General features: G+C 70.3%; 18 protein-coding genes. 14 read left to right on the forward strand and 4 right to left on the reverse strand.

Annotated features, from left to right (window positions below; genetic code table 11):
* Positions 1–22: 22 nt before the first annotated feature.
* Positions 23–859, forward strand: coding sequence for an orotidine-5'-phosphate decarboxylase (pyrF, locus tag AB0M51_RS13730; protein WP_344188463.1), 837 nt, complete (start codon positions 23–25; stop codon positions 857–859).
* A 13-nt stretch (positions 860–872) separates the two neighbouring features.
* Positions 873–1,823 (forward strand): DUF4037 domain-containing protein, encoded by a 951-nt coding sequence (locus AB0M51_RS13735; protein WP_344187476.1) that lies wholly within the window; start codon positions 873–875, stop codon positions 1,821–1,823.
* Here the strand turns inward: AB0M51_RS13735 and AB0M51_RS13740 are convergent.
* Positions 1,799–2,656 (reverse strand): LysR family transcriptional regulator, encoded by an 858-nt coding sequence (locus tag AB0M51_RS13740; protein WP_344187475.1) that lies wholly within the window; start codon positions 2,654–2,656, stop codon positions 1,799–1,801. The two genes, AB0M51_RS13735 and AB0M51_RS13740, sit on opposite strands and share 25 nt — an antisense overlap.
* Before the next feature lie 69 nt (positions 2,657–2,725).
* Between AB0M51_RS13740 and AB0M51_RS13745 the strand changes: the two genes are divergently transcribed.
* The 11 genes from AB0M51_RS13745 to AB0M51_RS13795 all read left to right on the forward strand — a co-directional run bounded on the left by AB0M51_RS13745 (position 2,726) and on the right by AB0M51_RS13795 (position 12,359).
* A complete protein-coding gene (locus AB0M51_RS13745) occupies positions 2,726–3,691 on the forward strand; it encodes an EamA family transporter (RefSeq protein WP_344187474.1) in 966 nt (321 codons plus the stop codon).
* A gap of 9 nt (positions 3,692–3,700) precedes the next feature.
* Positions 3,701–4,075 (forward strand): hypothetical protein, encoded by a 375-nt coding sequence (locus AB0M51_RS13750; protein ID WP_344187473.1) that lies wholly within the window; start codon positions 3,701–3,703, stop codon positions 4,073–4,075.
* Between the two features lie 78 nt (positions 4,076–4,153).
* Positions 4,154–4,525 carry a hypothetical protein gene (locus tag AB0M51_RS13755; protein ID WP_344187472.1) on the forward strand — a complete coding sequence of 124 codons (372 nt, stop codon included), beginning with the start codon at positions 4,154–4,156 and terminating at the stop codon, positions 4,523–4,525.
* An 84-nt stretch (positions 4,526–4,609) separates the two neighbouring features.
* Positions 4,610–4,924, forward strand: a complete 315-nt coding sequence (mihF, locus tag AB0M51_RS13760) for an integration host factor, actinobacterial type (protein ID WP_344187471.1) — start codon at positions 4,610–4,612, stop codon at positions 4,922–4,924.
* Between the two features lie 53 nt (positions 4,925–4,977).
* A complete protein-coding gene (gmk, locus tag AB0M51_RS13765) occupies positions 4,978–5,598 on the forward strand; it encodes a guanylate kinase (protein ID WP_344187470.1) in 621 nt (206 codons plus the stop codon).
* 2 nt (positions 5,599–5,600) lie between these two features.
* On the forward strand, positions 5,601–5,906 hold the full coding sequence (gene rpoZ / locus AB0M51_RS13770; RefSeq protein ID WP_209695034.1) for a DNA-directed RNA polymerase subunit omega: 306 nt from the start codon (positions 5,601–5,603) through the stop codon (positions 5,904–5,906).
* A gap of 38 nt (positions 5,907–5,944) precedes the next feature.
* The gene (gene coaBC / locus AB0M51_RS13775) at positions 5,945–7,240 is read left to right on the forward strand and encodes a bifunctional phosphopantothenoylcysteine decarboxylase/phosphopantothenate--cysteine ligase CoaBC (protein ID WP_344187469.1); all 1,296 of its coding nucleotides are present in this window, start codon (positions 5,945–5,947) and stop codon (positions 7,238–7,240) included.
* Positions 7,241–7,242: 2 nt separating this feature from the next.
* A complete protein-coding gene (locus AB0M51_RS13780) occupies positions 7,243–7,731 on the forward strand; it encodes a GNAT family N-acetyltransferase (RefSeq protein WP_363749445.1) in 489 nt (162 codons plus the stop codon).
* An 11-nt stretch (positions 7,732–7,742) separates the two neighbouring features.
* Positions 7,743–8,855, forward strand: coding sequence for a winged helix DNA-binding domain-containing protein (locus AB0M51_RS13785; protein WP_344187467.1), 1,113 nt, complete (start codon positions 7,743–7,745; stop codon positions 8,853–8,855).
* Between the two features lie 186 nt (positions 8,856–9,041).
* The gene (metK, locus tag AB0M51_RS13790; RefSeq protein WP_344187466.1) at positions 9,042–10,235 is read left to right on the forward strand and encodes a methionine adenosyltransferase; all 1,194 of its coding nucleotides are present in this window, start codon (positions 9,042–9,044) and stop codon (positions 10,233–10,235) included.
* Between the two features lie 99 nt (positions 10,236–10,334).
* Positions 10,335–12,359 (forward strand): primosomal protein N', encoded by a 2,025-nt coding sequence (locus AB0M51_RS13795; RefSeq protein ID WP_344187465.1) that lies wholly within the window; start codon positions 10,335–10,337, stop codon positions 12,357–12,359.
* 1 nt (position 12,360) lies between these two features.
* On the opposite strand, the gene AB0M51_RS13800 is transcribed toward AB0M51_RS13795, so the two are convergent.
* Complete coding sequence (locus AB0M51_RS13800) at positions 12,361–13,434, reverse strand: phosphotransferase (RefSeq protein ID WP_344187464.1); 1,074 nt, start codon at positions 13,432–13,434, stop codon at positions 12,361–12,363.
* Positions 13,435–13,617: 183 nt separating this feature from the next.
* Positions 13,618–14,607 carry a winged helix-turn-helix domain-containing protein gene (locus AB0M51_RS13805; protein ID WP_344187463.1) on the reverse strand — a complete coding sequence of 330 codons (990 nt, stop codon included), beginning with the start codon at positions 14,605–14,607 and terminating at the stop codon, positions 13,618–13,620.
* Between the two features lie 64 nt (positions 14,608–14,671).
* Between AB0M51_RS13805 and AB0M51_RS13810 the strand changes: the two genes are divergently transcribed.
* On the forward strand, positions 14,672–15,880 hold the full coding sequence (locus AB0M51_RS13810; RefSeq protein WP_344187462.1) for an MFS transporter: 1,209 nt from the start codon (positions 14,672–14,674) through the stop codon (positions 15,878–15,880).
* On the opposite strand, the gene AB0M51_RS13815 is transcribed toward AB0M51_RS13810, so the two are convergent.
* Positions 15,816–17,117: an MFS transporter gene (locus tag AB0M51_RS13815; protein WP_344187461.1), complete on the reverse strand. Its 1,302-nt coding sequence runs from the start codon at positions 17,115–17,117 to the stop codon at positions 15,816–15,818. The genes AB0M51_RS13810 and AB0M51_RS13815 overlap by 65 nt on opposite strands.
* Positions 17,118–17,201 lie beyond the last annotated feature (84 nt).

Raw genomic sequence — 17,201 nt, forward strand, 5'->3', positions numbered from 1 at the left:
CAACGAAATCTTGGAGAGCGACATGCGCAACAAGCCTTTCGGGACGCGGCTGCGGGCCGCCATGGATGCCCGCGGCCCGCTCTGCGTCGGTATCGACCCGCATCAGCACCTGCTGGATTCCTGGGGCCTCCCGGACACCGCCGAGGGCCTGGCGTCGTTCACGTACGGCGTTGTGGACGCGCTCGCCGACCGGGTCGCGGTGTTCAAGCCGCAGTCGGCGTTCTTCGAGCGGTTCGGCTCGGCCGGGATCGCCGTCCTCGAGCAGGCGACGATCCGGCTCCGCGAAGCCGGCGCACTGGTGATCATCGACGCGAAGCGCGGCGACATCGGTACCACGATGGCCGGGTACGCGTCGGCCTACCTGTCCGAGAAGGGCCCGCTGGCGTGTGACGCGCTGACGGTCAGCCCGTACCTGGGGTTCGGCTCGCTGCAGCCCGCGATCGACGAGGCGCGCGAGGCGGGCGCGGGCCTGTTCGTCCTCGCGCTCACCTCCAACCCGGAGGGCCCGCAGTTCCAGTCGGCCCGGACCGCGGACGGCTCGACCGTCGCGGGCGCCGTACTGGACGGCCTGCGGGAGCTGAACGCCGGCGCCGACGACCTCGGCTCGTTCGGCGCGGTCGTTGGGGCCACCATCAGTTCGACCGAGGAGAACCTGGACATCAAGGGCCCGCTGCTCGCCCCCGGCCTCGGCGCCCAGGGAGGCACCGCCGAGGGTCTGACGAAGGTCTTCGGGACGGCGGTCCGCAACGTCGTACCGTCGAGCTCCCGCGAGATTCTCGGCGCCGGTCCCGACGCCAAGGCGCTGCAGGAGGCGGCCGAGCGCGCGAACGACGCGTACCGGGCGGTGCTCGGCTACTGAGTACCCTCGTCGGATGACGCCAGGGCTGGAGCTGTGCAAGCGGTTCTACGACGAGGTTGTGCGGCACGTGGTCGACGTGCCGCACAGCGCCGCTCTGATGGGTCGCGGCTCGGAGGTGCTCGGGTACGACGACGCCATGTCGACCGATCACAACTGTGAAGCGCGGGTGCTGCTGTTCGTCGACGGCGATCTCGACGTGCGGGTCCCGCCGGAGTTCGAGGGCCGGGCCGCGTTCGTCGAGGTACACACGATCCGCGGATACTTCCGGCAGCAGCTCGGCTGGGACCCGGTCCAGGCGCCGACGGTGGCGGAGTGGTTCACGTTCCCCGAGGCGAACCTGTTGACGCTGACCGCGGGCGCGGTGTTCCGCGACGACCTCGGCCTGCAGGACGTGCGCGACCAGTTGGCGTACTACCCGGACGACGTCTGGCGCTACCTGATGATCGCCGCCTGGTGGCGGGTGCATCCCGAGATGAACATCGTCGGCCGGATCGGGTACGTCGGCGACGAACTCGGCTCGTCCGTCCTCGGCGCGCAACTCGTACAGGACCTGATGCGGCTGTGCTTCCTCGTCGAACGCCGCTACGCGCCGTACTCCAAATGGTTCGGTACGGCGTTCAGCCGGCTGAGCTGCGGCCCGTCGCTGACGCCGTTGTTGCAGGACGTCCTGCGTACGACGAGCTGGGAGCAGCGCGAGCAGGCGCTGATGGCGGCGTTCCGCGCGGTGGGGGAGCTGTCCAACCAGCGAGGGATCACGCGACCTGTGGAGCTCGCGGTCGGCCGGCTGTGGGACCGGCCGTTCGAGGTCGTCTGGGGCGACTTCCCGGCGGCCCTCGCCGAGGACATCGAGGATCCCCACGTACGGCGCATCGCCGAGCGCTGGCCGGCCGGCGGGATCGAGCAGGCCCGCGCCCTGCTGTGGCGGGTCGACGACCGGCGTCAGCTGCTCCCACTGCTCGAGTAGATCGCCGTCAGCAGCTCCACCGCGGCGTCCGTCGCCGGATGCGGGTCCGCGCGCTGCCAGATCAGGTGGACGTCGACCGGCGGCGCATCCCGCACCGGCCGGTACGTGACGCCGTCCCGCCGGTACTGCGTCGTCGTGGCCTGAGGTGTCATCCCGACGCACCGCCCCGACGCCACCGCGGCGAGCCAGTCGTCGACGTCCTGCGTGTACTCGATCGCCGGACGCGCGTCCTCCGGCCACAGATCGGCGGTGGTGCTCCCGGTACGCCGGTCGATGACGAGCGTCCTGTCCCGGAGCTGGTCGAGCGTGACGGTCCGCTTCCGGGTGAGCGGGTCGTCGGCGGGCAGCGCGCAGTACCGCTGCTCCTGGGTCAGCAGGACGTGCGCGAAGCGGCGGAGGTCGAGGTGGCTGCGGACGACCGCGAGGTCGCACAGCCCTTCGGCGAGGCCGCCGGTCGGGGTGTTGGTGCGGATCAGCTGCAGCTCGACTCCGGGATGCTCGGCCGCCCAGCGGCGCTGGAACTCGCGCGTGTGGCTGCCGAACGCCGACCACGCGTGCCCGACGCGCAGCCGGCTGTGTCCGCTGGTCGCGTCGGCCACCAGTTCGTCCAGCTCCGCCAGGACGTGCCGCGCGCGGGCGAGGACCCGGACGCCGACGGTGGTCGGCGTCAGCGAGCGGCTGGTGCGGTGCAGCAGGCGGACGCCGAGTTCGCGCTCCAGTGCCAGCAGGTTGCGGGACACCGCGGCCTGTGAGATCCCGAGCTCGATCGCGGCGTCGGTGAACGTGCCGGAGTCCACGATCTCCACCAGGCACCGCAGCTGCCGGATATCCATGACTCCAGCGTATAGATCCGCCGTACGCCGCATTTTGCGCCGGACCGCGGGGAGCGGATCCTCGGGAGCGTGAGGCGAGATCGGTGGGTCGGTGTGGTGATGATGCTCGGCAGCGGGCTGTCGACGCAGGTCGGTGCGTCGGTGGCGGCGCTCGCGTTCCCGGTGATCGGCCCGGCCGGTGTGGTGGCGATCCGGCAGTGGGTCGCCGCCCTGCTGCTGCTCGCCGTCGGCCGCCCGCGACTACGCACGATCACGGCCCGGCAGTGGCGCACGGTGATCGCACTCGCCGCGGTCTTCGCGGTCATGAACCTGTCCCTGTACACAGCCATCGACCGCGTCGGTCTCGGCCTGGCCGTGACCCTCGAGTTCCTCGGCCCGCTCTCCGTCGCGCTGCTGGGCTCGCGGCGCCTGCTGGACCTGGTGTGTGCACTCGTCGCCGCCCCCGCCGTCGTCCTCCTCACCCGACCGCAAGCGACAACGGACTACCTGGGCGTCGGGCTGGGCCTGCTGGCCGCGACCTGCTGGGCGTTCTACATCCTGCTGAACCGGAAGGTCGGAAGAGAGTTGCCGGGCGCAACAGGTGCCGCCGCGGCCGCCGGCCTGTCCGGTCTGGCCTACGTACCCGTCGGGATCGTCGTACTCATGCATCATCCCGCGACGCTCGCTGCCGCGACGTACGCGTTGGCCGCCGGTGTGCTCTCGTCCGCTGTCCCTTATTTTGTGGACGTCCTGACACTGCGCCGGGTGCCGGCCCAGTTCTTCGGTGTGTTCATGAGCGTGAACCCGGTGCTCGCGGCCCTTGTCGGGCTCGTCGTACTGCATCAGCGGTTGGCCGTGCTCGACTGGTTCGCGATCCTCGTGATCGTGTCGGCGAACGCGGTGGCGATCACCTTCGGCGCTGACGCAGTACGTCACAAACGGGTTCCAGTCGCGGAGTGCGACGTTCTTCACGGCGTGCCGGAGCTTGCGGTGACCCCGGCGTTCGGAAAGGTGTCGGCGGACGGGGAGCCACGGACTTCCCGCGTGACACAGTGAAGGAACACGATGCGGAAGCTGGCAGCCCTCGCGGCGGTTGTGACGATGAGTGTTGGCGCCCTGACGGCCTGCTCGGGCGGCAACTACTGCGACGACCTGAAGAGCTACGTCGACACCGGCAAGAACCTGGACACCAAGAAGTCCGAGGACCTGGACAAGATCCTGTCGGAGTCGAAGAAGGTCGAGAAGTCGGCACCGAAGGACCTGAAGGACGACTGGAAGGTCGTCGTCGAGTACATCGGCAAGGTCAAGGACGCCAACGGCGACACCACCAAGCTGGCGGAGCTCGCGAAGACCGAGCTGCCGAAGATCCAGTCGGCGCAGGAAGCCATCACCAAGCAGGCGAAGGACTCCTGCAAGATCGACATGAACAGCGGTAGCTGACCCACCGCGGGTGACGTCGGTGGGACGGCTCTGCCCGTTCCGTTCCACCGGCCCGCCCGGGTAGTAGCGTGACCGTCCGTGAAGACTCTCGCCGTTCTCGCGACCGTTGCTGTTGGTGCCGGTCTGCTGACCGCTTGTACCGATGACCAGGCGTACTGCGTCGATCTGGCCAAGTACGCCGCCAAGGCGGTCGACGTCGACCCGCAGAAGCCGGTCGACTACGTGAAGATCCTGGACCAGGCGAAGAAGCTCCAGGGCTCCGCCCCGAAGGACGTGAAGGACGACTGGGGCGTCGTCGTGGCGTTCGCCGAGAAGGCGAAGAAGGCCGGTTCTGACAAGGTCGAGCTGGCGAAGCTGAGCAAGCAGACCGGCGCCGTGATGACCGCGTACAAGAACATCTCCGGGCAGGCGAAGGACAGCTGCAAGGTCGACCTGCCCAACCTGAACTGACGACTCGACCCGACGTCGGCCGAACCTCGGGCTGAACCCGTGTTAGGTTCCCTTGCGAAGCCATACAACGGGACAGGTGAAACGGTGCCACTTCCTACTTTGACTCCGGAGCAGCGTGCGGCAGCTCTGGACAAGGCCGCGGCGGCGCGGCGTGAACGAGCCGAGGTCAAGAACCGGATCCGGCACTCGGGAGCGTCTCCGACGGAGGTGCTGCACGAGGGGCAGACGAACGACGTGATCGGCAAGATGCGGGTCAGCCAGCTGCTGCAGTGCATCCCGGGCGTCGGCAAGGTCCGGGCGCAGCAGATCATGGAGCGCGCGGGCATCTCCGAGACCCGGCGGGTCCGCGGTCTGGGCTCGAACCAGATCGCGGCACTCGAGCGCGAATTCGCCGAGTGATCCAGGTGAGCCAGACCAAAACACTGACTGGCTCGTTGGACACTGGTGTGACGATGACCACGCACCCGAACGACTCTGCTCCGACCGGCACGGCCGAGCGGCCGCCGGCCCGGTTGACCGTGCTGGCCGGGCCGACCGCGGTCGGCAAGGGCACGGTCGCCGCCGACATCCGCGAGCGGTACCCGGACATCTGGATCTCGGTGTCGGCGACCACCCGGAAGCCGCGACCGAACGAGGTGCACGGCGTGCACTACCTGTTCGTGTCGGACGCCGAGTTCGACCGGATGATCGCCGACGGCGAGCTGCTCGAGTGGGCGGTCGTGCACAAGGCGGCCCGGTACGGTACGCCGCGGCAGCCGGTGCTGGACAAGCTCGCCACCGGCCGGCCCGCGCTGCTGGAGATCGACCTGCAGGGCGCCCGGCAGGTCCGCGAGACGATGCCGGAGGCACAGTTCGTGTTCCTGGCACCGCCGAGCTGGGACGAGCTGGTCCGCCGGCTGGTCGGTCGCGGCACCGAGACGCCGGAGGAACGCGAACGCCGGCTCGAGACCGCGGTGCTGGAGCTCGCGGCCGAGAAGGAGTTCGACGTGACGCTCGTGAACGCCTCGGTTCGGGAGGCTGCCGATCAGTTGGTAAAGTTGATTCGATCACCCCACATCTCTGGAAAGAGCTGAACTTGTCTGGCAACCAGCCCGTCGCCATCGGTATCACCTCCCCGCCGATCGACGACCTGCTCACCCACACCGATTCCAAGTACAAGCTGGTGCTGTACTCGGCCAAGCGGGCGCGGCAGATCAACGCCTACTACTCGCAGCTCGGCGAGGGCCTGCTGGAGTACGTCGGACCGCTGGTCGAGACGCACGTCCAGGAGAAGCCGCTGTCGATCGCGATGCGCGAGATCAACGACGGCGTGCTGACCTGCACCGACATCGACCCCGAGGCCGAGGCGGAAGCCGCCGCGGCCGCGGAGAAGTCCGAGTAACAACCTCCGACGACTGACCGGGAACGGAGTCCGCGTAGATGTCCGCAACCGGTGACCAGACCCCCGGTACGCCGAGTGCGCCGGGGGCTGACGTCGTACCCAGACACAAGCCCAACGTCGTCCTCGGGGTGGGCGGCGGGATCGCGGCGTACAAGGTCTGCGACCTGCTGCGGCGGCTGACCGAGTCCGGGCACAGTGTCCGGGTGGTGCCGACCGCGGCGGCGCTGGAGTTCGTCGGCGCGGCGACCTGGGCGGCGCTGTCCGGGCAGCCGGTGACGGCGGACCCGTTCGACGACGTCCAGGAAGTGCCGCACGTCAGGATCGGCAAGGCCGCTGAGCTGGTCGTGGTGGCGCCCGCCACCGCGAACCTGATCGCCAAGGCCGCGCACGGGCTGGCCGACGACCTGCTCACGAACACGCTGCTGACCGCGCGGTGCCCGATCCTGTTCGCGGCCGCGATGCACACCGAGATGTGGGAACACCCGGCCACCCAGGCGAACGTCGCGACGCTGCGGTCGCGGGGGATCACCGTGCTCGATCCGGCGGTCGGGCGGCTGACCGGTGCGGACACCGGGCGCGGGCGGCTGCCGGAGCCGTCGGAGATCTTCGCGATCAGCCAGCTGATGCTCGCCGACGAGGCGGCGCGGACCGCCGGGCAGTCGGTGGCCGACCTGACCGGGAAGCACGTACTGGTCAGCGCCGGCGGGACCCGGGAGCACCTCGACCCGGTGCGGTTCCTCGGCAACTCGTCGTCCGGGAAGCAGGGCTACGCGCTGGCGCGGATCGCCGCCGCCCGGGGCGCGAAGGTGACGCTGGTCGCGGCCAACTCCGAGCTTCCCGACCCGGCCGGCGTGCAGGTGGTGCCGGTGGTGTCGGCCCAGGACCTGTACGACGAGATCACCGGCCGGGCCGCCGACGCGGACGCGATCGTGATGGCCGCGGCGGTCGCGGACTTCCGCCCGGCCGACGTCGTCGAACACAAGATCAAGAAGACCGCCGACGGCGCCGTCCCCGCGGTCGACCTGGTGCAGAACCCGGACATCCTGCACACGATCTCGCACGACCGCGCCCGCCCCGGCCAGATCATCGTCGGCTTCGCCGCCGAGACCGGCGACGCCGACCACACGGTCCTCGACCTCGGCCGCGCCAAACTCGAGCGCAAAGGCTGCGACCTCCTGGTCGTCAACGACGTCTCCGGCGGCAAGGTCTTCGGCAGCGACCTCAACGAAGCAGTGATCCTGGACCGCGCCGGCACCGCCCTCCCCGTCCCCTCCGGCTCGAAGGACGCCCTCTCCGGCGTCATCTGGAACCTGGTCGCCGCCCACTGGTCATGACCGTGCGAGTCGAGCTCGCCACGGCTGCCGACGTACCTGGGATTCTTGCCCTGGCCGGCGAGGTCGAGCACTGGTTCGGGCCGATGGTCGCGGAGCCCGGCTTCCACCGTGCGCTGGACAAGCACATCGCGGATCGGCGTGCTCTGGTGGCATTCGGAGCTACTGAGGCGCCGCTGGGAGCTGTGCTGTTCGGAGGGGCCTCGCCTCGGTTCGCCGTGCACTGGTTGGTGGTGTCGGGCCGGGCTCGCGGCGCCGGCGTGGGGCGTGCGTTGATGGCGGCCGTTGCCGAGCGGTGGGCGCTCGCGGTGGGGGATGTGGTCGAGGTGGTGACGTTCGGCATGGACCACCCGGGGGCTGTCGAGAGTGGAGCTCGGGTGTTCTACGAGCGGTTGGGGTTCGCACCGGCGGAGCCAGCTGAGAATGGGCCGGAAGGTGGATCCCGGCAGGTGTTCCGCTACAAGAGGACGGAAGCTGTCCGCTTTCCGCCCTAGGGTCTGGGGATATGGAGATCTCCTGGGGTGCGGTTGTCGCGCGGCGGATGTGGCGGCACGGGTTGGTGGAGCCGGTGGGGGCGCCGGTGGAGGCGGTGCGGGCGATGTGTGGGGCGCATGCGCAGATCGCGGCGGCGGGGGAGGTGTCGGTCGCACTGCGGGTGGGCGGGGCGGACCGGGAGACCGTGCAACGCGACGAGGAGCTCGTGAAGACGTTCGGGCCGCGGGGGACCGTACATCTGTTGCCGTTGGACGATCTTCCGATGTGGACCGGGGCACTGTCCGCGATCCCGGGGAACGGGCAGCAGCCGGAGCCGATCCGGATGACCCCGGACGAGATCGACCAGGTGGTCGCCGCGATCGGCGAGGCGCTCGCGTACGACGACCTGACCGTCGACGAGCTCACCGAGGAGGTCGTACGGCGTACCGGTGAATGGGCTCGTACTCCGACCATCCCCGCGTTCCAGGGCGCCTGGGCGCGGTGGCGGCAGGCTGTTCACGTGGCCGCGCACGCCGGCGTCCTCTGTCACGGGCCAATGCGCGGCCGGCTCACGACGTACTCGAATCCGCACCGCCTGCGCCCGTTCGACCCGCTGCCTGCCGAGAAGGCCCTCACGGCGCTGCTCCACCAGTACCTGTACTCCTACGGCCCCGCCACCCCGCAACAGTTCGCCCGCTGGCTCAAGGCGACGCCCACGCTGGTCAGGCCGTACTTCGAGGACCTTCCACAGGTGACGCTCAACGGCGAGACGGCCTGGGTGGCACCGGGGGACGAGGACTTCCCCGACGACCGGGTCGACGGCGTACGGCTGCTGCCGTACTTCGACGCGTACGGCGTCGGCAGCTACCCGAGGGAGTCGCTCTTCCCCGGCAAGGCATTCGAGCGCGCGACCGCCCGCGGCCAGGCCGGGAACTACCCGCTGCTGCTCGTCGACGGCGTCGTCGCCGGCGTCTGGCACCAGAAGAAGTCCGGCCGGACGCTGCAGGTCACCGTCGAGGCGCTGAGCCCGCTGAACCGTCGGCGCCGGAAGCTGCTCGACGCCGAGGTGGACCGGCTGGGTGCGATCCTCGGTGCTACTCCCTCGCTCACACTCGGCGACGTGACGGTCGGCGCGCACGCCTGAATCCTGACCGTCTGTCCAAGATATGGTCGACGGTCTTGTATGCCGGACGAATTCGGAGCGTCGCCGGGATCCCGGGGGAAACTGCTGGCATACTTCCCAGATGCATCGCCAACCGCCGGTGCATTGGGGGGATCGCACGGCCAGACCCATCAGCCGGGCGGCACACGAGGAATCCGAGGGAGAACTGTGGCGAGGCGCCTTTTCACGTCCGAGTCCGTGACCGAAGGTCACCCGGACAAGATTGCTGACCAGATCAGCGACTCCATCCTCGACGCGTTGCTGGCCGAGGACCCGAAGAGCCGGGTCGCGGTCGAGACCCTGATCACCACGGGTCTGGTCGTCGTCGCGGGTGAGGTGACCACGACGGCGTACGTCGACATCCCGGGGATCGTGCGGTCGCGCATCCTCGAGATCGGCTACGACTCGTCCCTGAAGGGCTTCGACGGCGCGTCCTGTGGGGTGCAGGTCGCGATCGGGAGCCAGTCGCCGGACATCGCCCAGGGCGTCGACACGGCGTACGAGACGCGGTCGGACTCGTCGCAGGACGCGCTGGACCTGCAGGGTGCGGGCGACCAGGGGCTGATGTTCGGCTACGCGTCCAACGAGACGCCGGAGCTGATGCCGCTGCCGATCACGATCGCGCACCGGCTGTCCGAGCAGCTCGCCGAGGTCCGGAAGAACGGCACCCTCGCCTACCTGCGCCCGGACGGCAAGACCCAGGTCACCATCGAGTACGACGGCGACAAGGCGGTCCGGATCGACACCGTGGTGGTGTCCAGCCAGCACGCGGCCGACATCAACCTCGACACGATGCTGACGCCGGACATCAAGAAGCACGTCGTCGACCCGGTGCTCGAGCAGTTCGACATCGACGCGACCGGTTACAAGCTGCTGGTGAACCCGACCGGCCGGTTCGAGATCGGCGGCCCGATGGGCGACGCCGGGCTGACCGGGCGGAAGATCATCATCGACACGTACGGCGGGATGGCCCGGCACGGCGGCGGCGCCTTCTCCGGCAAGGACCCGTCGAAGGTCGACCGCTCGGCCGCGTACGCGATGCGCTGGGTGGCGAAGAACATCGTCGCGGCCGGCCTCGCGGACCGCGTCGAGTGCCAGGTCGCGTACGCGATCGGCAAGGCGGCGCCGGTCGGCTTCTACGTCGACACGTTCGGCACCGAGAAGGTCGACGCCGCCAAGATCGCCGACGCGGTCCGGGAGGTCTTCGACCTGCGGCCGGCCGCGATCATCCGCGACCTCGAGCTGCTCCGGCCGATCTACGCCCAGACCGCGCGGAACGGCCACTTCGGCCGTACCGGCGAGGACTTCACCTGGGAGCGGACGGACCGCGTCGAGGCGCTCAAGGCCGCGATCAACAAGTAGGCGCGGGCGACGGCCCGGCGCGGCGGCCGGGCCGTCGCTTGTCCACAGGCGGGCGTCGGCCTCCGGCGGAGTGTCGTCGCGGCCGACTACAGTTTCCCGGTGACGTCGAACGGAGACTCCCCGGAGCAGCTGACGCTGCTGCGCGACACCGTTCGCAAGTCCCGCACGAAGGTGCCGGCCGAGATCACCGCGACGTTGCCGGTGGCCCGGATCGCGGTCGATGTCTCGTTGCCGCATCTGGACCGGCCGTTCGACTACCTGGTTCCGGACGACCTGGCGGCGACCGCGCAGCCCGGTGCGCGGGTGAAGGTGCGGTTCGCCGGCAAGGACCTGGACGGGTTCGTGCTGGAGCGGCTGCAGACCTCCGACCACGACGGCAAGCTGGTCCGGCTCCGCAAGGTGGTGTCCGGGGAGCGCGTGCTGACGCCGGAGATCGCGGACCTGTGCCGTGCGGTCGCCGACCGGTACGCCGGGGTGTTCGCGGACGTCACCCGGCTGGCGGTCCCGCCGCGGCACGCGAAGGTCGAGGGCGAGGCGCTGTGCTGCGACCAGCCGCCGCGGCCGCCCGCGTCGACGTCCCGCTCCGAGTGGTCGCCGTACCCTGCTGGTTTCCTCGACGCGATCGCGCGGTCGGAGGCGCCGCGGGCGGTGTGGACCGCCGTACCGGGGGCCGACTGGCCGCTGGCGTTCGCGCAGGCGGCGGCTGTGTGTGCTGCGTCGGGCAGGGGTGCGTTGCTGCTGGCGCCGGACGCGCGTGACCTGGAGCGGTTGGCGGCGGCGTGCAAGGCCGTGCTCGGGGAGACCGGGTTCGTCACGCTGTCGGCGGATCTCGGGCCGACGGCTCGTTATCGCGCCTTCCTGTCCGCGTTGCACGGGCGGGCGCGGGTGGTGATCGGGACGCGGGCGGCGGCGTTCGCTCCGGTGGCGGATCTCGGGCTGGTGGCGATGTGGGACGACGGCGACGAGTCGTACGCCGAGCCGCGTGCGCCGTACCCGCATGCCCGGGAAGTCCTGCTGCTGCGGGCCTTCCGGCAGAAGTGTGCGGCGTTGCTCGGCGGGTACGCGCGGTCCGCCGAGGCGGCGGCGTTGCTGGAGTCCGGGTTCGCGCACGAGCTGATCGCGGACCGGAAGGTGATCCGCGCGGCGGCGCCGTCGGTGCACATCGCGGGGGAGTCCGACATCGACCTGGCCCGGGATCCGTCGGCACGGGCGGCGCGGTTGCCGCACCGGGCGTTCGAGATCGCGCGCGAAGGGCTGCGGTCCGGGCCGGTGCTGGTCCAGGTGCCGCGGGCCGGGTACCTGCCGAGCCTCGTGTGCCAGACGTGCCGGGCGCCGTCCCGGTGCGCGACCTGCGGCGGTACGTTGCGCCGGACCGGGGGAGCGGGGCCGGCGAGCTGCAGCGTGTGCGGGCGACCGGCCGCGGACCACCGCTGCCCGGAGTGCGGCGACACCCGGATGCGCGCCGCGATCATCGGCGCCCGTCGTACGGCGGAAGAACTCGGGCGGGCTTTCCCCGGGGTCGTCGTGCGTACGTCGGGCGGCGACAACGTGCTGGACGTCGTGTCGGAGGCGCCGGCGTTGATCGTGAGCACGCCAGGTGCCGAGCCGGTCGCCGAGGGCGGGTACGCCGCGGCGCTGCTGCTCGACACCTGGCTGTTGCTGTCCCGCCCCGACCTGCGCGCGGCCGAGGAAGCCGTACGCCGCTGGTTCAACGCGGCCGCGCTGGTCCGCGCGGGCGCTCCGGTGATCCTGGTCGGCGACCCGTCCGCCCTTCCGCTGCAGGCGATCGTCCGCTGGAGCCCCGAAGGGTACGCGCTCCGCGAGATCGAGGAACGCCGTACCGCCCGCCTCGCCCCGGCGGCCAAGCTCGCCGAACTCACCGGCCCGCCGGAGGCTGTGAACGACCTGATCACCCGCCTCCGCGACCTGATCCCGCCGTCCGCCGGCCTGGAGGTCCTGGGCCCGGTGGACGTCGACGACGAGACCGCGCGCGCCGTGGTCCGCACCCCTCGCGCCCACGGCGCCGCGCTGGTCCGCTCGCTGAAGGAAGCCCAGTCGGCCCGCACCACCAAGAAGAACCCCGGCACGGTCCGCCTCCAGGTCGATCCTCCGAACTTCGGCTGACCTACCGGCGGAACGCTCTCCTGGTCGCCGCCGCGGTGGTCGTGAAGTACTCGGCCGGCTCGAGGAACCACCATTCGTCGAACGGCGCACCGTTGGTGAGGTCGCGCCGGTAGCCGAAGCAGACCAGGTAGAGCGGCCTGATGTACATCACGCCTTCGAGCCGGTCGAGTTCCTCGTCGGTCAGCTCGACGTGTTGGCGGTACGCCGCGACGACCGCCTCGACGCGCTCCTCGTTGGTGCTCCGGGTCGGGGCCCAGTTCCCGGTACCCCACAGCAGGTAGGCGAGGTCGGACAGCCTCGCGCCGCGCCCGGACGCCTTCCAGTTGATTGCCAGCGGCCCGTTCTTGCCCATGATCGCGTGATCGGGCGCATGCAGGAGATTGCCGTGCAGCAGTCCCTCGGGCAGACCTTCGGCATCGTCCGCGGAGCGCACCTGATCGAGCAGCCGCTCGAACCGCTCGCGGTCGGCCGCCCCGACCTTCGTGTCCACGGCGTCGAGGAACGCCAATCCTGCCAGGAGATCCTGCCGAGGCCTCCCCATCCGGCGCGGGTCCTCACCGCTCGCCCCACCCGGCCGGCTGACGGTCTCGTCGTACGGCAGCGCGTGCAACCGTCCGAGCAGGTCGGCCATGATCTCGAAGCCCTTTTCGGCCGGCAGCGGGGTGCTCTCGACGTACTCGGTGACAAGCACCGCGCTGCCGTCGAAGTCGGACACCGCGTCCTCGGCCGCGAGCCGTTCCGCGGGGTAGTCGTGCTTCTCGAGGAACCGCAGTACGGCGGCGTCGCCCTCGACGTCGGCCCGGGAGCGGGCCGGCGGGAACGCGCGCGCGATCCACGGCGGACCGTCGTTCCGGTCGATGCGGAACACGTACGTCTTGTGCACGCTGAGCTTCGTCGCCGCGACCGCGTCGATCCCGTAGCGGTCCCGAAGGTGCACGAGCAGCCGATCGCCGTCGGGCTGGTGGTAGATGCGGTCGTTCAGGCCTTCGAGATCGGTCAGCGCCTCGGTGTACCGCTGGCCGGTCTGCTCGGCGTGCCGGCGCACGACCTTCTTGAAATTGCCGTCCTTCGTCATCACAAGCCTCCTCGTTGACACCCTCGTCCCCCAGTGACGTGGTGTACGGAGTTGGCCTGCTGGCATCAACGACCGAGAGGGCTGATTCCCCTTCGCCCGATGGAACCCCGACTGGGGCGGATGTCCCACGGCTCGGCGACCGGTCGGCGCCGTACGCCAATCTGGTCGATGCCGCCGGGCCTGTCAAGCAGTCGTTGCCAGCGAGGTCGAGGCCGCGAGCAGCTGACTGCCGAGGGACGTGCGGTGGTAGAGGACGGTCCGGCCGTCGCGCCGGGAGGCGACCACGCCCGCGTTGCGGAGGATGCCGAGGTGGACGCTGAGGGTCGGAGCGGAGACGCCCAGCTGGTTGGCCAGGTGGGTGGTCGACATCGGCAGGTCCAGGTGGCTGACGATGGCGGCGCGGGTCCGGCCGACCAGGTCCGCGAGCGGGGAGTCGGTGGCGTCCTGGCGGTCCTCCCAGAGGCGGCCGAGACCTCGCGGCGGGTACGTGATCGTTGGGACGTGCGGTGCCGCGGTGACGGCCAGGCCGGCGGGCCAGGTGAACACGCACGGGACCAGCAACACGCCCTGGCCGGTCATCGGCTCGCCGTCGCAGCAGTACGGGCGGTCGATCTCGATGCGGTCGCTGCGGTAGTGGATCGACGGGTGCAGGTTGCGGAACAGGCGCTCGAGGCCGCCGCTCGCCAGCTCGTCAAGCCGGAACGCGAGGTCTTCCTGGAGCAGGGCGCGCATCCGGCGCCAGTCGGGCTCGATCGCGCGACGCCAGTACGACTCGAGGGCTTCGGTGATGCGCTCCAGGCCGGCTTCCGGGTGCGCGATCAGCTCGGGCAACAGCGGGTGCGGCGTGTCCGTGTGCAGCCTGCCGAGTTCGTCGGCCACGAGGTCGAGGGGAGTGGCGGCGACCGCGGCCAGACCCGACTCGAAGCTCGTCGACCGCCGCGGCGGCGCGGGCGTGAGGAAGTCGGGGACATAGCCGTACGGCGGGATCAGGGCCTTGAGCAACGTCAGGTCGTCGCCCTCGATGGTGGGCCGGACCTTCTGCAACCACGGGCCGTGGACGCTCCGCGCGGTGTTGTTGCTCAGCGCCCGGACACTCGTCATGGTCTCCCAGAGCGGTGACAGCGCGAACCGGATCCGCCCGACGTCCGCGGCGTTCAGCCTGATCGTGATCACCGGCCCAGATTAGTCCTGAGACTAATCGTCGACAATGTCCCGGCGACCCCGGACAGTTGGTCCCATGAGTGCGATCGCCGTCGGCAACTCCCGGCCTACCGGCCTCCCGCGGGCGTTCTGGGCGCTCTGGGTGTGCCAGCTGGTCAACCGGCTCGGCAGCTTCGTCCAACCGTTCCTGGTCCTCTACCTCACCCACGATCGCCACCTCTCGGCCGGTACGGCGGGGGCCGTCGCCGCGGCCGTCGGCGCCGGGACCGTGACCGCCCAGCTCGCCGGCGGCTTCCTCGCCGACCGGATCGGCCGCCGCCTGACGATGCTGATCTGCTTCTTCGGCACCGCGGCCGCGCTGATCCTGCTCGGCTCGGCCCGCGAGATGGCGCTGATCTGGGTGAGTGCGTTCCTCGTCGGCCTGCTCGGCGACCTGTTCCGTCCCGCCGTCCAGGCGACCGTGGCGGACCTGCTCGACCCGACCGAACGGGTCCGCGCGTACGGCCTGCTGTTCTGGGCGATCAACCTCGGCTTCTCGGTCTCGACCGTCAGCGCGGGCGTGCTCGCCTCGGTCGGGTACGGCCTGCTGTTCTGGCTGAACGCCGGTACGTCGGTGATCGCCGGCGTGGTGATCTGGGCACTCGTCCCGGAGAGCCGCCCGGTCCTCGACGAGAGCACGCCGCGCCGGCCCGTGCTCGGCGTCGCACTCCGGGACCGGGTGTTCCTGGCGATGATCCTGATCCAGATCGGCTACGCGACGATCTACATGCAGGGCTACTCGACGTTGCCGCTCGCGATGTCGGACGACGGCCTGAGCTCGAAGACGTACGGTCTGGTGATCGCGTTGAACGGCGTGGTGATCGTGCTCGTGCAGCCGTTCCTTGCCCGCTGGATGGTGAAGCTCGACCGCCCGAAGCTGCTCGCGACGTCCATGCTCGTCGTCGGTCTCGGCTTCGGCGTCGGCGCCGTCGTGCACAGCTGGTGGGGGTACGCGCTGTCGGTCGTGGTGTGGACGCTCGGCGAGATCGGGTTCGCGGCCGTGATCGGCGCGGTGTTCGCGGACCTCGCGCTGATCGACCTGCGCGGGCGCTACATGGGCCTGTCCGGGATGGCGTTCGGTGTCGGCACCGTGGTCGGCCCCCTGGCCGGCACGAACGCGCTCGAACACCTCGGCCCGACCGTCACCTGGCTCGGCTGCGCCGTACTCGGCGTCGCGATCTTCATCGGCCAGTACTCACTGGCACCCGCCCTACACGCCCGCGCCGCGACGAACGCGACCGCATGAGGTGCGCGGTCGCGACCGTCACGACGATGGTCGCGGCCGCCACCCACACCGGTCGGTCGATCGCCTGCGGATGACGCAGGAACACCGACCCGAACACCGCCACCCCGAGCGTCCCGCCGAACTGCTGTACCGCGTTGAGCAGTCCGGCCGCGGATCCGGTCTGATGGGGCTCCACCCGATGCAGCGCCTCGGTGAAGAACGAGGTCGTGAACAGTCCGACCCCGGTGCCACCCAGCGCGAGCGCGGGCAGCAGCGCGTACGGCACGAGCGCCAGACCGGCCAGCAGTACGCCGAGTCCGACGTACATGAGCCGCGAACCGAGGCGTGCGACCAGCCACTGGCCCGCGAGCAGCGAGGCGATCCCCGACGCGGCGGACCACGGCATGAGTACGAGACCGGAACGCATCACGGTGTGGTGCAACGTCAGCTGCTGATGCAGTACGACGACCAGCGTCACGCCGCTCAGCACCGCGAAGAACAACGCCGAGGTCAGCAGTGCGGGGGCGAACCCACGGTGCGCGAACAGGCTCACCTCGATCAGGTCCTTCCGCAGGAAGCACAGGCCGAGGAGGACAGCGCCGGGCGCGAGCAGGTACCACGCGTGCGACTGCAGGATCGGGTAGACGATCAGCGCCGTACCGCCGGTCAGCAGTACCGCTCCGACGAGGTCGATCCGTTGCGGTGAAGCCGACTCGGGGAGCAGGTGCGACAGCGCGAGGACTGCCAGGCCGAGCGGTACGTTGACCAGGAAGACCGCCCGCCACGAGCTGGCCTCCGTGATCACGCCGCCGAGCAGCGGACCCGAGATGCCGGCCAGCCCCATCACCGGGCCGATCGTGCCGAGCGCCTTCGCCAGCGCGCCGCCCGTGAAGGTCGTCTTGATCAGCCCGATCGTCTGCGGAATCACCAGCGCGGCAGCCGCCCCCTGGACCGCCCGGAAACCGATCAGCAGCGACGAGGTCGACGCGAGCGCACACGCGGTCGACGCCAGGACGAACACGGCCACCCCGATCCGGAAGCAGCGCCGTCGCCCGAACCGGTCGCCGAGCCGGCCGCCGGTGATCAGCAACGCCGCGAACGGCAGCGTGTACGCCGCGTTGAACCACTGGATGTCGGCGGTCCGTCCGCCGAGGTCCGTGTGGATCACCGGGGCGGCGACCTGGACGATCGTCGCGTCGAGCAGGTTCATCGCCTCGGCGACCAGTAGGGCGATCAGCCCGATCCACTTCTTCTCCATGGCGCCCACGATCGGCGCTCCGCAGCCGATCTTTCCATGTATCGACGGAGATCTGCTGGAATCTTCCATTCAGGTGGCCTTGGC

It is taken from the genome of Kribbella sp. NPDC051137 (assembly GCF_040682535.1).
GTDB classification, from domain to species: domain Bacteria; phylum Actinomycetota; class Actinomycetes; order Propionibacteriales; family Kribbellaceae; genus Kribbella; species Kribbella karoonensis.